A 13,010-nucleotide genomic window follows, 5' to 3' on the forward strand; every position below is an offset into this window, starting at 1 on the left:
AGTATTATGCTACAAAGAACTGGCGCGTTGAATGCGAAATATTGCGGATATAAGTTATTTCCGTTTTTTGCCGGCCCAAAGCCGAAAGCACTTCGTCAAACTTTACGGAAGCATCGAAATGAACAATATACACACCGCCGTTATAAGCAATTTTTTGAGGAGAAAGGCCTTCAAATGCCTGGTTCAATTGTTCGCGGCTGGCGGTTGTTTCTATTTCTGCAATAAGATGATTCGACTGTTTTTCGGCCAGCATTTCATTGTCGGAGTATTGCCCGTTTTTAAGATAGATCACTTTGTCTGATATTTTTTCAACTTCATAGAGCTGCTGAGAACTTAGGATCAATGCAATGGGATTATTAACTGAGTTTGCGATCGACTTCAGGTCTTCGAGAATGATCTGCTGTGCCAGCACATCCAGGTTGGCTAGCGGCTCATCCAGCAAAAGTAATTCCGGCTTTCTGAGTAAGGTACGGGCCAGTTCAAACCGCATTTTATAACCCGAAGAAAGCTGGTGCCACTTCAAATGTTTATAGTTCCACAAACCCAGGCGTGCAATCATTAGCAATACCCGCGGTTCATTCTCCTGGGGTGGATAATGATAGCTGGACAACACCAGCTTTAAATTATCTTTTAAGCTGCCATACCATTTTTTAGTGCGTTGTGGAATATATACCAGTTTGGCTCTAAGTTCAAACTCGTCTTCAACAGTGGTTCCAAAATCATATTGGAGGGTACCGCCATCGGGATGAAGTTCTTTAGCCAACAGCCTTAATAAAGTGGTTTTACCATTTCCATTTTCCCCCACCAGCCCATACACCTGTCCCTTCTTTATGCTTACTGATATCGGACCTAACGAGAATCCACCGGCTCTGTATTGTTTGCGAATATCATCGGCCACAACCACCGGCCTGTCCACATCCCACTCCTGTAAACTTATTGCACCCGTTTGGTGTAACAGCTCTTTTGCTTTTTCAATAAATGCTGCCTGTTCTTGTGGGTGCTGTTCTTTCCAATCGGTTAATGCAATGGCCTGTTGGTACAATTCCATATCCTGGGTATCTGCCACACAGTCCAGCAAGCGCCTGAAGCCCAGGTTAATGTCATTACTCTCCAAAAAACCCAGCGTTTCGGCAACACGAAGCTCCTGTTTCCTCATAGCTTATCTGTTTTACCAAATATACACTCGTCATTTATTATCTTACCATACATAGCTAACATTTAACAATTAAAATAACCGGGAACTTAAACCCTGCATAAATCTTCGATTGCCCCACAAATTATACTGTCCGGATTCAAAACACATTTTTACATCAAATGTAATGGCTTCGTGCAGCCGGAAAGCTACTAGCTCATTGATAAGGTTGTTAAATACTATTACGAAAAGAATATGGCCAAACTATATATATTACTTTTGCTAAAAATTTGATTATGCGTTTTTATAGTATTGCTTTTATTGCTCTTTTAGCTACGTCCTGTAATAGTGGTGGCTCTGCCGATGCGGAACCACAAAAATCTTTATCGGACAGCTTGCTACAACAGGTGTTGGATGGCCATGACGTAGCAATGCCTAAAATGATGAAGTTGCAACGCCTGCAAAAAGATGCTCAGGCGGAAATAGATTCACTAAAGAAAACCCCAGGCAATACCAGCCGCATCGCATTGCTGGATAGTACTATCAAAAATTTAAGCTACGCAGATGTGGCCATGCACGAGTGGATGGAAGGGTTTAAATATGACTCTTTAAAGGATAACGAGCCGGCAAGGGTAGATTATTTGAAAATACAATTGGCGTCGGTAAACGAAATGAAAGAAGTGGTGCTTTCGAGCATTGCAAAAGCTGATTCGGTATTGGCTAAATAGTATAAATGGAAAGAGCCTGGTAATTACCGGGCTCTTTTTAAAAATATATCAATAAGAAGTTATGCTTCTTTATTGTACTCGTCTATAGCGTTGCTAAGGTTTGCAAAAATCTCGTCTACCGAACCCTCACCTGAAATGGCTTTAAACTTCTCGCCTTCTTTATAATGTTGTGCTACCGGCTCAGTTTCGTTAGTATAAACCTGGAATCTTTTACGGATCACTTCTTCGCTCGTATCATCAGAACGGCCTGAAGTTTTACCACGCTCTAAAAGTCTTCTTACCAACTCTTCTTCATTCACCTGTAAAGCCAGTACTAAATTGATCTGGTTCTTTTTCAGCTCCAGTAATTTGTCGAGCGCTTTTGCCTGGGTGATTGTTCTTGGAAAACCGTCAAATAAAAAGCCGTTAGCTCCGGCATTTTTGTCGAGGCAATTATCAATGATACCGATCACCACTTCATCAGGCACCAGTTGTCCCGCATCCATTATTTTTTTGGCTTCAACACCCAGCGGTGTTTTATTGGCTATTTCGCTTCTTAATAAATCTCCTGTGGAAAGATGAACCAGTTTATATTTTTCAATAAGATTGGTAGCTTGGGTACCCTTGCCGCTACCGGGAGGGCCAAATAAAACTAAATTAAACATTTATGTATTTGTTTTGATGTAACTCAACAAATATACGTATCAAAACTAATTTACTGTTATTGGAGGGGTTTTTATTGAAAATGTGAAAATTGCCTTCCCGCGCAATTCCTGGGCAACTTTTTATACGTATTATTTGTTTAAATTACCAGTTATGAAGTATTTTTTACTAATATTAGTAAGCGTTTGCTGTATATTTCAGCAGTGCCAATCGCAAACCAAATCATCCAACCCTAAAGACACAATAAAAATGAATAAAGAAAACAACCCTGTTTACTCCCGTACTGACACTTCAAAAGTGAGCATTAGTAATGAAGAATGGCAAAAAGTACTGCCTGAAGATATTTACTATATCGCGCGCCAAAAAGGAACCGAAAGACCCTGGACCAGCAAGTATGAAAAGTCGAAAGAAATAGGTACTTATTATTGCGCGGCCTGCGGTAATGCGCTTTTTAAAAGCGATACCAAATTTGACAGTGGCTGCGGCTGGCCCAGCTTTTATGAGCCGATCAGCAAAACCAGTGTGATCTATTTAGAAGATAAAAGCCATGGTATGGTACGTACCGAAGTAGAGTGCGGCCGCTGCGAAGCGCACTTGGGTCACGTTTTTGACGATGGACCTCCACCTACAGGTTTGCGCTACTGCATCAACGGTGTGGTGCTTGATTTTGAGAAAGCCAAAGAAGCTGAGAAAAAGTATAATGAAGAAAATAAAAAGTAAATAGTACTCATAAAGTAAAATGCCCGGAGATCCCGGGCATTTTACTTTTATACCTGTTTTCTAAAACTCGATATCATCTGCCACGTTACCGCCTTGCTCTTTTGCAAATTTCTGCGCATATTCTTTTCTTTTTTGCTCTTGATAGTCTGAGTAGTGCATCACTTGGGATGACTCGAAACTTTTATTTTGTTGTGTCATCCAATCCATTGCTACCGCCTGGAAATCGCCCAGGTTAATACCATAATTATCTACGATCCACTGCGCTCCATCTAATCCATATTCGTAAGCAGCCGTTCTGGCACCACAGAGTTCCTCGTAAAAATATCGGTCGGTTTTGAGTTTCTCTAAGTTGCTGTTGGTTGAGCCGGAACCAATGCCAGGTGTAAGACCCGCCAGTTTAGGGTGCTGTCCTGCGGTAGCAAAATACTCTCCATACTTCGACATAATGCCATAGGTAGGGTCTTCTTTCATACGTTCCGGCCAAAGCACATTTACTTCACCCCAAACAGCGCCATCAATACCAAAGGCTTTCAACAGGTCTGTCTCAGCAATTCCTTGCGTCATGCCATGTGCAATAGCGGCATAATCATATAAAGAAATGCCATGGATCGGCTCATACAAAGCATTACCCTCTTCTTTAACCTGGTCAAAGCCAGATGTAACATATCCGGTCAACTCCAGGGAGTTGGCCATTTCAAATTTAGCCAACTGGTCAAAGTCATGCCCGTTCCAGTCCATATATACTTTGCGGTAGGCTTCCCGTTTTAAATTGTTTTTGTCCTGCTGGCTCAACGGCTCGTCTTCCCCGTCCAGGTATTGCTGGTAAAGGTTATTGGCGGCGGCATCAAAGTCCTCCTTGCTATAGTGCGTTCCGTGATGGGTAACGGGATCAAACTGGTATTGTACTTCGTCATCCCCATCTTCGTCGTCATCAATTTCGTCACCTGCGTTTTGGTTTACTGGTGTACCGGCACTGTAAGGCGCCGACTCCTTCTTTTTATTTTCTTCTTCGTTGCCTAACAAATTGTTCAAAAATTTTTTAAACATAGGATCTTGTTTTTATTGATTAAAAATTTATGCGATGGTATTATTAAAATCGCCCAATAACCGCTGATAAAATTTTTCGTTGGAGCTGGTCATGTCCGGCACAATCCGGTTCCATTCATCAAACATAGCGCGCAGGTATTGGCGATAGATTTCAGGACGGGGGTTAATATTATACTCCTCCAGCAAGTGCATCGTTCGTTCTTCTGCCAGGCTCCGGGCAAGATGCGGCAGCGTTTGTGCGAGCGAGCTGGGTTGAAAAGTATTTTGCGTACTGCAGGCAGGACATTGCAGGTAAGCAGGTGTAAAGTATATTTTATCTACACTGATTGCCGCCCCGCACTGCTGGCACCTGAATTTATTTTTTACCTGCTCATGTTCTTCCAATATACGCCTGTAAGCTGCTTCATTATCTGGTTTTACGCTTTCGTCTAACTGTTTTCGCCATTTATCACGTGTGGCCTCAAACTGGTCTTGTCTTCCCCCACAGGCGTCCCTGAAATCATAAGCCAAAGCGCTCGGCAACCCAGCATCATCCAGTTGATCTAATAGGTGCTTATAAAACGGGTACAACTGCTGCTCATACACATCCCTCACTTTGTTATCCATTTGAGATAACTGGCCAGCAATACCACTTTGCACCTGGCAGATATCGCGATCAAACAAATCGCCCGATCGATCTCTCATCGCCTTCAGCTCCGTTACTGCGACGGAGCACAACTCTTCCATCCGGTCTTCCAGTTTTTGAAGAAAGAAGAACCAGCGTTCCTGCATTTGCGTAGTTTGCTGTACCCATTCGGCTGGTATTGTATTGTCTGAGTTCTTCTTTCCAAAAAGGTTTAACATGTTATCGTTGCTCAAAAATGTTTATAGGTTCTCTCTTGAATTATCTTCCTTTTTAATGTTCAGCCCATCGGTCAGCTTTACCTGCATAAAAGCATGACCGCAATAGGCGCAATGGGTTACCCCATCCTCTTTAGCCCTGCCGGCACCGCAGTTAGGGCAGGTATTGGCACCCATATTGGCCGCCTGCGTCTTTAGTTCGCCTCCATACTTCTCCTGGGCCCGGGCTTTTGCCTTTAGCTTTTCTAAAAAAGAAAGTCCTTTTTTTTCGTCCATCACAATTGGCTTATTAGTTCGGCTTTTTTGTTCTTATACTCCTGCTCATCAATCAGCGCGTTATCAAACAATGTTTTTAGTTTTTGCAGTTTGGTAGTGAGCTCATCTACCGGAGCTGCCTGGGCGGGTCGAGAATTGTTGGCCTGTTGCATCTGGGTCATCATAGCACCCATGGCTAATGCTGTTTGGGTAGCATCGTTCAACGCTGTTCCCGGCTGACCAATAGCATTCGCCGTATTAAAGCGGGTAAACTTGTCCATATCCGTTACCATATTCATGTTGGTCACCTTGTCGTAAAAAGCCGTTACTTCATCGGGCAGCGTAACAGATGTAACAATGAACTGTGTTAACTCTAAACCGAATTGTTCAAAATAGGGTCTCAGCAGAGGCTCTATCTTTTTACCCAGCTCCGATATATTACCCGCAACATCGGTGATCGTAATGTTTTCATTCGATAATACTTCGCCAAACTTAGGCGCGATATAATCTCTAAGCTCATGCTGCAATTCAAAAATGGTAAACTGCTGAAACGAGCCCGCATATTTGCGAAAGAAGGTTGCCACATCATTAATGCGTATATCAAAGCTTCCGAATGCCCGAACGCGCACCTGTCCGAACTTTGGATCGCTCATTAAAATAGGCGCAGGCGTTCCCCATTTATTATTCACAAAATGCCGGGTATTAAAGAAATAAACATCTGCCTTAAGCGGACTCTCAAATCCATATTTCCATCCTTTTAGTCTTGACAATACAGGAATATTTCCAGTACTGAGCTGATACCGCCCGGCGGTAAACACATCTGCTAGCTGCCCCTCATTCAGGAACATGGCTGCCTGGCTTTCCCTAACGGTAAGCTGTGCGCCGTTTTTTATTTCCTTATCTGCATCGGCAAATTTCCACATCAGCAAATTCGGATCCGGTGTAACCTCTTCTATGATCTCAATAAATGGTAAACCCATCGCTTTATTTTTTTATAGGAATCAACCTGCGATGCATGCATGTTCACAGGTTTAGTTTTAAATGACAACAGGAATGAAAATACAATCTTTTGATAACGGATTCGCTTATTTCACTTTTTGTTGACAAAAATTTTACATCGAATTTGCGTACCGTTTTCGGAAATACATATATACATCGTCTTATCACTGCAATAAGGAACATAGCTTTACAATAGGTTCCTGTTTTGTCGACCTCGTCCGAACATATCCCTCTCCCAATTATTTCCCGGCAGCATTAATAATTGTTGTTTTTACATTTTTTCTTGCTAACTTTCCTTCTCATAAATTATTGAATAAAACAGATTGCTCATGTCATCCAGAAGAAAGTTTCTTGCCAATAGTTCGATGCTGGCCCTAGGTGGGCTGGCACTACAGTCTTTCAATACACAAAATTTTTCCGGCATTATCACCGGTGCGGCTGATCAGATCAACATTGGTGTGATTGGCATCAAGGGGATGGGTTGGGCTAATACGATGTCGATACTCAAAATTGCCGGTGTTAACCTGATAGCGCTTTGTGATGTTGACCAGTCGGTGTTGGATGACCGCCTCAAAGAATTGAAAGGGAAAAATATCGATACCGGTAAAATCAAAACCTATAAAGATTACCGCGGCCTGCTGGATAATAAAGATGTAGATGCCGTTATTATTGGTACGCCCGATCACTGGCATGCTTTGATCATGATAGATGCGGTACGGGCCGGTAAAGATGTATATGTTGAAAAGCCGGTAGGTAATTCGATAGAAGAATGTCGCGCGATGGTAGCGGCCCAGGAAAAATATAATAAAGTGGTGCAGGCCGGGCAATGGCAGCGCAGCCAGCAGCATTTCAGGGATGCGATTGCTTTGGTGCATAGCGGGCAGTTAGGTAACATCAGAACGGTAAAAGTAAATTGCTACCAGGGCTGGATGAAACCCGCGCCGGTTGTGGCAGACAGCGCACCGCCTCCCGGTGTAGATTATAAAATGTGGCTGGGGCCTGCTAAAACAAGGCCTTTTAACAGCAGCCGCTTTCATTTTAATTTCCGCTGGTTTTGGGACTATGCCGGTGGCTTGATGACGGACTGGGGTGTGCACCTGATGGACTATGCCATTTTCGGTATGAACGCACCAGTACCTAAAACGGTTTCCGCTTTGGGTGGCCGGTTTGCCTACCCCGATCTGTACCAGGAAACACCCGACACCTTAACAGCGCTTTACGAGTTTGACGGCTTTAATATAGTTTGGGACCATGCCATGGGTATTGATAATGGCAATTATGGAAAAGATCATAGCATTGCCTTTATTGGTAACAACGGTACGCTGGAGCTGGATCGTGGCGGCTGGCAGGTAATTGAGGAAAAGCGCAGCGAAAAAAAAGTGTCTGTACCGCGTAAAACGCCCACTGATAACGGGCTGGATAAGCATATGGAAAATTTTGTGCAGGTGATCCGTTCGCGTAAAATGGCCGACCTGAATTGCTCTATACAAACCGGCGCTCATATTGCCACGGTTTGCCAAATGGGTAATATTGCTTTCCGCAGCCAGGAAAAAGTAACCTGGGATAAAGCAGGAGGCAAGTTCACCAATAGCCAACTCAATAAACAGTATATGATGGCGCCTTACCATAACGGGTATAAGCTGCCTAAGCTGTAGGTTTAAATTGATCCCTGTTTAATCTTTCTTAATATGTCGCCCCTACAGGGCTAACTTCTTGGAGTGTGTATTTTTACCAATTCTAAGTCCCGTACGGGACGATGAACATAGGGAGGAAAAACGTATCGGCGCATGAGTTCCCCAGCGTCCATTTCAATTCCCGCAATCGTCATTTCGACCATAGGTAGAAATCTTCTTGTTAAAGAACGAGGTTTCTCGCTTCGCTTTTAAATGCCGACTAGAAAAGCGCTTACCAAGCGAAAATTTGAAATAGACCCGTTCCTACGAGGCAGTATATAGTTATTGGTTAAGAAAATCAAACAAATTCGTTCGAATGATCACAGAAAAAGAAGCGGTAAGGATCAGCAGGTTTTTAAGCCTGGTTCTGCGACACCAGCCGGAAACGATTGGCCTGATGCTGGATGAAAATGGCTGGGCAGATGTAAACCTGTTAATTGAAAAATGCAATCAACAAGGAGTCGCCTTAAACCGGGAGTTGATCGAACATGTTGTGGCTACCAATACCAAAAAGCGATTTAGCTTTAATGAGCAAAAAGATCTGATCCGCGCCAACCAGGGACATTCTATTGAGGTAGACCTGGCCTTATCGTCACAAGTACCGCCGGAAATTCTTTTTCATGGTACGGCTGAACGATTTGTTTCACCCATAAAAGAGCACGGCTTAATCAAACAGCAACGCCAGCATGTGCACCTGAGTGCTGAAGAGTCTACTGCAGTACAGGTAGGGCAGAGACATGGAAAACCGTTTGTGTTTTCGGTATTAACAGGACAAATGCATCAAGATGGTTTTGTTTTTTATTTATCCGATAATGGCGTATGGTTAACAGATCATGTGCCCGCAAAATATTTGTCTTTTTAACCTCCTTCAGTTCGTCATTTCGAATTAGTCCTGCAAAGCGGGACGAAGAGAAATCTCGATGGAACTCGTTTTTAGGACAAAGCCTTCCCACGTTTTTATCTGAATACGAACTCACGGGTTTTTTCTGCCAGGCTGATATTAACCAACATTGATGATGGGCGCAGATTTACAGTAAAACGTATGGAGCGTACCGTAAAATTGATGTTTTTAAAGTAAATAACCCGTGCGTCTTATTCCGTTATCAACTGGTAAACCGTTGCCGACTCAAACTTTTCGCCCGGTTTTAAAACCGTTGTGGGGAAATTGGGATGATTGGGCGAATCGGGAAAATGCTGGGTTTCGAAACAAAAGGCTTCACGGGCATTAATGGGTTGCCCGTTGCGATCTTTATCTGCGCCCTTTAATGTATTGGCAGTAAAGAACTGTATACCCGGTTCGGTAGTAAACACTTTCATGGTGATACCCGACTTTGGACTCACTGCCATAGCAGCGAATTCAGGACGCTTAGAACCTTTCTTTTTATTCAATGCAAAATTATGATCGAAGCCGCCACCGTATTGTAATTGCTGGTTGGGTTGGTCTACTACCGCGCTGACAACGATAGGCCTTCTTAAGTCAAACGGCGTATTGGCAACAGGAGCTATTTCTCCGGTGGGCAGCATCATTTCATTAACAGGTGTATACCGGTCGGCATTTACAGACACGTTGTATCCCGTTACATTGCCACCACCTTCGAGGTTAAAATAACTATGGTTGGTAAGGTTGAGCACGGTCTTTTTATCGGTTGTGGCGGTATAGGCTATCTTCAACTCGTTTTTGTTACTTAAAGAAAACGTGATCGTTACTTTTAAATTACCGGGGAAGCCATTTTCTCCATCCTTAGACAAATAGGCGAGGGTTACCGATTGATCAGCAACTTTTACCCAATCCCAAACCTGCTCGTTAAAACCCATGGGCCCGCCATGCAGGTTATTGCCATTATTATTGAGTGGTAACTGATAGGTGGTTCCATCCAAAGTAAATTGTCCCTTAGCCATACGATTGGCATAGCGGCCTACTGTTGCACCGTAATTACGGCCGGTTGCCTTAATATATTCATCAATAGAGTTAAAGCCTACCACAATATCTACCGGTTTGCCCTTTTTATCGGGTATCACCGCACTTACCAGCCTGGCGCCATAATTGGTGATGGCTACCTGCATGCCTTTTTTATTACTTAAAAAAGCAATACCGGTTTTTTTACCATTCAGCTCCTTTTCAAATTTTGCAGGATCAAGGTAGGCGGGTCGCAGTTTTTGAGCGGCTATTACCAGCGTCAATAACACTCCAACAAGGAGACCAGCTAAACGCATGATAGCTTTTGTATAGTTTACAGGGGGCAAAGCAATTTTCATCAGTAAATTTTTATTATATCTTTGACAGATGGAATTCGCACAAAAAATTATCATCGCTTTGGTTATAATATAGCACGATAATTTTTGTTCTCATTTCATCCTGCCAATATACATCATCAGGCGCATAACTAATTTTTACAACGTTTGAATAGATTTATTGCCGCCCCTCCAAAGCCGCTACCGGATTGATTCGTCGGTTAACACAATAAAATATGCCGTTTACCGACCTTGTATTTACTTCCGCTTGTTTGCTGGCTAGGTTTGCAGCATGGCAAAAAACCTTACTATACACAGCGCCCCGTTGCTGATACTGCTTACTTGTTTTTCTACTGCTTTTGCACAAGATGGCCAGCCCGTTACGGTAAAAGGTAAAGTAGTTGATTCCTTACAGCAGCCCGTAGCATGGGCTACTATTAAGCTGATGAAAAAAGATTCTGTTATTGCCACAAGTGCGGCCAATGAGCAGGGTGTTTTTCAGCTAACTGCTAAAAAGGCCATCACCGATGTTCAAATTACCAGCACGGCCTATGCGCCTTTTACTAAAGCTATCAACATGGATAAAGAGCCAGGTGCAGTAATGGACCTGGGAACGCTTACCCTTTCAAAAAACAGCGGTGAGCTAAAGGGCGTAACAGTTACGGCCTCAAGACCACTCATTACGCGGGAAATAGATAAGCTGGTATATAGCACCGAAGCAGACCCTGAAAGTAAGTTCAGCAGCGTGCTGGAGATTATGCGTAAAGTGCCTTTCCTGGCAGTTGATGGCCAGGAAAATCTTACCATGAAAGGCAGCAGCAGCTATCGTATATTGATCAATGGTAAGCCATCAGGTATGGTAGATAATGATCCTAAAAGCTTTTTAAGATCCCTGCCTGCATCGAGCATACAAAGTATTGAAGTGTATACTACACCGCCGGCTAAGTATGATGCAGAAGGCCTGGGCGGTGTGATCAATATTGTTACCACTAAAAGAGTGGGGGAGGGCTATAAAGGCAATATCAATTTGAATGGCGCTTACCCCAATGGCGGACCAGGAGCAGGTTTGTCTTTTACTGCCACTCATAAAAAATTGGGAGTGGAGCTTTTTGGCGGGAGTAATCTTTACTATACCCCCTCGTTTGAAGGTACGACTTACAGAGCTACTACCGGTACCAACCCATCTACATTGAACGTTACTGAAAATACCAAAAGAAATGGTCATGGCCGGTATGTTGGCACCCAGTTTAGCTATGATATCGACTCGCTGCAGTTATTAACCGCACAGCTCAATTTCAATGGGTCGGATAATAAAAGCAACTACGGGCGCTTCTCTCAATTACTATCGGATGATGGCACCCAACGGTTTAGCCAGCTCACCCATAGCAAGGGAAGTGGCAATGGTTTTGATGGCGGATTAAATTACCAATTGGGATTTAAGAAAGATAAAGCAAGACTACTAACGGTGTCTTACCGCTACATGCAATATAAAAGCGGCAGCGATGTGGAGAATATGTTTTACGATACCCTGAATTATACAGAACCCGACTTCAATCAAAAAAACAATACCGATTTTATAGAGCAAACCGGCCAGGTGGACTATGTACAGAATATTAAGAAGGTGAAAATGGAAGCGGGCATTAAAGCGATCTTCAGGGAGAATAACAGCCATTTTAATACGTTTGAGCTGGATCCCGTATTACAACAGGATGTTGCCGACGGCGACCGCCAGAACGAATTTGAAAACAAGCAGTCTATTCTCTCTGCTTACAATACTTATTCGTTTGCTTTAAAAAGCTGGGGCTTTAAATTCGGCGCGAGGCTGGAGCAAACCTATACCGATGTTGATTTCAGCTCTACCCAAACCAAAATAAAAAACAATTACTTTAACCTGGTACCGTCTATCGTTATTAATAAAAACAACAAGAACGGTAGTTATTTCAACATCGGGTACAATCAACGCTTAAAACGCCCGGGCATTAACCGTTTAAATCCTTTTGTAGATCGCTCTGATCCCAACTTTATAGAATCGGGTAACCCCAACCTGCAGCCCTCGCTCATGCATAGCTTTGACCTGGGTTATGGCATCAATAAAAAACAATCGGTAAATATCGGGCTGATGTATGCCTTTGCTGACAACCTGGATCTTAAAACATCGCGGTATGATTCTATATCCCAAATTACCTATACCACTTTTGAGAACTCGGGTAAGATAGATGCGCTGATGCTGAATGCCAATTTCAACCTTGCTATCACCAAACAATTGAGAACGGTGATCAACGGAAGCATTTCGCATTTCTGGATTGAAAGCGCAGTGGATGTACGCGATATTAAAACGAAAAGAACCTTGTACAATGCGGCTGTATCTAACACTTACACTTTTCAAAAAGACTGGTTAGCTACTGTCTCAGTTAATCTCTACAGCAATAACCTGGCACCCGCCCAAATACAGGGAATGGTGAATGGCTATGTGGCTACTAATTTTAGTGTAAGCAAAAACCTGTTGAATAAGAAGCTTTCGCTATCTGCCTATGTCAACAACCCTTTTACGCAATACCGGAACAACCGTACGGAAGTGACTTCCTATAATTTTATAGAAATAAATACCAACCGCGACTATTTCAGGAGGTTTGGCATGAGTGTTAATTACAAATTCGGGAAACTAAAGGACGATGTTAAAAAGAGCAGGAGAGGTATTAATAATAATGATGTGTCGAATTAAAACCTGGAACAGCTGCTTTT

Annotated in this window: 12 protein-coding genes; 5 read left to right on the plus strand and 7 right to left on the minus strand. The window is 43.0% G+C overall.

The window, feature by feature from the left end; genetic code table 11:
* Positions 1-4 precede the first annotated feature (4 nt).
* Positions 5-1,156 (minus strand): ATP-binding cassette domain-containing protein, encoded by a 1,152-nt coding sequence (locus U0035_RS13240; protein ID WP_114790253.1) that lies wholly within the window; start codon positions 1,154-1,156, stop codon positions 5-7.
* A gap of 272 nt (positions 1,157-1,428) precedes the next feature.
* On the opposite strand from U0035_RS13240, the gene U0035_RS13245 reads away from it, so the two are divergent.
* Positions 1,429-1,860, plus strand: a complete 432-nt coding sequence (locus U0035_RS13245; RefSeq protein ID WP_114790254.1) for a viral A-type inclusion protein — start codon at positions 1,429-1,431, stop codon at positions 1,858-1,860.
* Positions 1,861-1,919: 59 nt separating this feature from the next.
* On the opposite strand, the gene U0035_RS13250 is transcribed toward U0035_RS13245, so the two are convergent.
* Complete coding sequence (locus U0035_RS13250; protein ID WP_114790255.1) at positions 1,920-2,504, minus strand: adenylate kinase; 585 nt, start codon at positions 2,502-2,504, stop codon at positions 1,920-1,922.
* 151 nt (positions 2,505-2,655) lie between these two features.
* Here U0035_RS13250 and msrB point away from each other — a divergent pair, with 151 nt between their 5' ends.
* Positions 2,656-3,222, plus strand: a complete 567-nt coding sequence (msrB, locus tag U0035_RS13255) for a peptide-methionine (R)-S-oxide reductase MsrB (RefSeq protein WP_114790256.1) — start codon at positions 2,656-2,658, stop codon at positions 3,220-3,222.
* Positions 3,223-3,282: 60 nt separating this feature from the next.
* Here the strand turns inward: msrB and U0035_RS13260 are convergent, their stop codons facing one another.
* Genes U0035_RS13260 through U0035_RS13275 form a run of 4 tightly spaced genes read right to left on the minus strand, consistent with a single transcriptional unit; the run spans position 3,283 to position 6,344 of the window.
* Positions 3,283-4,269, minus strand: a complete 987-nt coding sequence (locus U0035_RS13260; RefSeq protein ID WP_170138301.1) for a DUF6620 family protein — start codon at positions 4,267-4,269, stop codon at positions 3,283-3,285.
* 27 nt (positions 4,270-4,296) lie between these two features.
* On the minus strand, positions 4,297-5,127 hold the full coding sequence (locus tag U0035_RS13265; protein WP_162817804.1) for a hypothetical protein: 831 nt from the start codon (positions 5,125-5,127) through the stop codon (positions 4,297-4,299).
* A 6-nt stretch (positions 5,128-5,133) separates the two neighbouring features.
* The gene (locus U0035_RS13270; RefSeq protein ID WP_114790258.1) at positions 5,134-5,385 is read right to left on the minus strand and encodes a hypothetical protein; all 252 of its coding nucleotides are present in this window, start codon (positions 5,383-5,385) and stop codon (positions 5,134-5,136) included.
* On the minus strand, positions 5,385-6,344 hold the full coding sequence (locus U0035_RS13275) for an SPFH domain-containing protein (RefSeq protein WP_114790259.1): 960 nt from the start codon (positions 6,342-6,344) through the stop codon (positions 5,385-5,387). Before U0035_RS13275 ends, U0035_RS13270 begins: the two co-directional genes overlap by 1 nt.
* Positions 6,345-6,692: 348 nt before the next feature.
* Between U0035_RS13275 and U0035_RS13280 the strand changes: the two genes are divergently transcribed.
* On the plus strand, positions 6,693-8,018 hold the full coding sequence (locus U0035_RS13280; RefSeq protein ID WP_114790260.1) for a Gfo/Idh/MocA family protein: 1,326 nt from the start codon (positions 6,693-6,695) through the stop codon (positions 8,016-8,018).
* A 334-nt stretch (positions 8,019-8,352) separates the two neighbouring features.
* A complete protein-coding gene (locus U0035_RS13285; RefSeq protein ID WP_114790261.1) occupies positions 8,353-8,898 on the plus strand; it encodes an RNA 2'-phosphotransferase in 546 nt (181 codons plus the stop codon).
* 230 nt (positions 8,899-9,128) lie between these two features.
* On the opposite strand, the gene U0035_RS13290 is transcribed toward U0035_RS13285, so the two are convergent.
* Positions 9,129-10,292: an aldose epimerase family protein gene (locus U0035_RS13290; RefSeq protein WP_211316383.1), complete on the minus strand. Its 1,164-nt coding sequence runs from the start codon at positions 10,290-10,292 to the stop codon at positions 9,129-9,131.
* 268 nt (positions 10,293-10,560) lie between these two features.
* On the opposite strand from U0035_RS13290, the gene U0035_RS13295 reads away from it, so the two are divergent.
* Positions 10,561-12,990: an outer membrane beta-barrel family protein gene (locus U0035_RS13295; RefSeq protein WP_114790262.1), complete on the plus strand. Its 2,430-nt coding sequence runs from the start codon at positions 10,561-10,563 to the stop codon at positions 12,988-12,990.
* The last annotated feature ends 20 nt before the right edge of the window (positions 12,991-13,010 follow it).

Source organism: Niabella yanshanensis, from assembly GCF_034424215.1.
Lineage (GTDB): Bacteria > Bacteroidota > Bacteroidia > Chitinophagales > Chitinophagaceae > Niabella > Niabella yanshanensis.

Bases quoted from the DNA above. Each gene is read 5' to 3' on its own strand.
- msrB (WP_114790256.1), top strand. From the start codon at position 2,656: ATGAAGTATTTTTTACTAATATTAGTAAGCGTTTGCTGTATATTTCAG.
- U0035_RS13285 (WP_114790261.1), top strand. From the start codon at position 8,353: ATGATCACAGAAAAAGAAGCGGTAAGGATCAGCAGGTTTTTAAGCCTG.
- U0035_RS13280 (WP_114790260.1), top strand. From the start codon at position 6,693: ATGTCATCCAGAAGAAAGTTTCTTGCCAATAGTTCGATGCTGGCCCTA.
- U0035_RS13240 (WP_114790253.1), bottom strand. From the start codon at position 1,156: ATGAGGAAACAGGAGCTTCGTGTTGCCGAAACGCTGGGTTTTTTGGAG.
- U0035_RS13295 (WP_114790262.1), top strand. From the start codon at position 10,561: ATGGCAAAAAACCTTACTATACACAGCGCCCCGTTGCTGATACTGCTT.
- U0035_RS13260 (WP_170138301.1), bottom strand. From the start codon at position 4,269: ATGTTTAAAAAATTTTTGAACAATTTGTTAGGCAACGAAGAAGAAAAT.
- U0035_RS13250 (WP_114790255.1), bottom strand. From the start codon at position 2,504: ATGTTTAATTTAGTTTTATTTGGCCCTCCCGGTAGCGGCAAGGGTACC.
- U0035_RS13245 (WP_114790254.1), top strand. From the start codon at position 1,429: ATGCGTTTTTATAGTATTGCTTTTATTGCTCTTTTAGCTACGTCCTGT.
- U0035_RS13275 (WP_114790259.1), bottom strand. From the start codon at position 6,344: ATGGGTTTACCATTTATTGAGATCATAGAAGAGGTTACACCGGATCCG.
- U0035_RS13270 (WP_114790258.1), bottom strand. From the start codon at position 5,385: ATGGACGAAAAAAAAGGACTTTCTTTTTTAGAAAAGCTAAAGGCAAAA.
- U0035_RS13290 (WP_211316383.1), bottom strand. From the start codon at position 10,292: ATGAAAATTGCTTTGCCCCCTGTAAACTATACAAAAGCTATCATGCGT.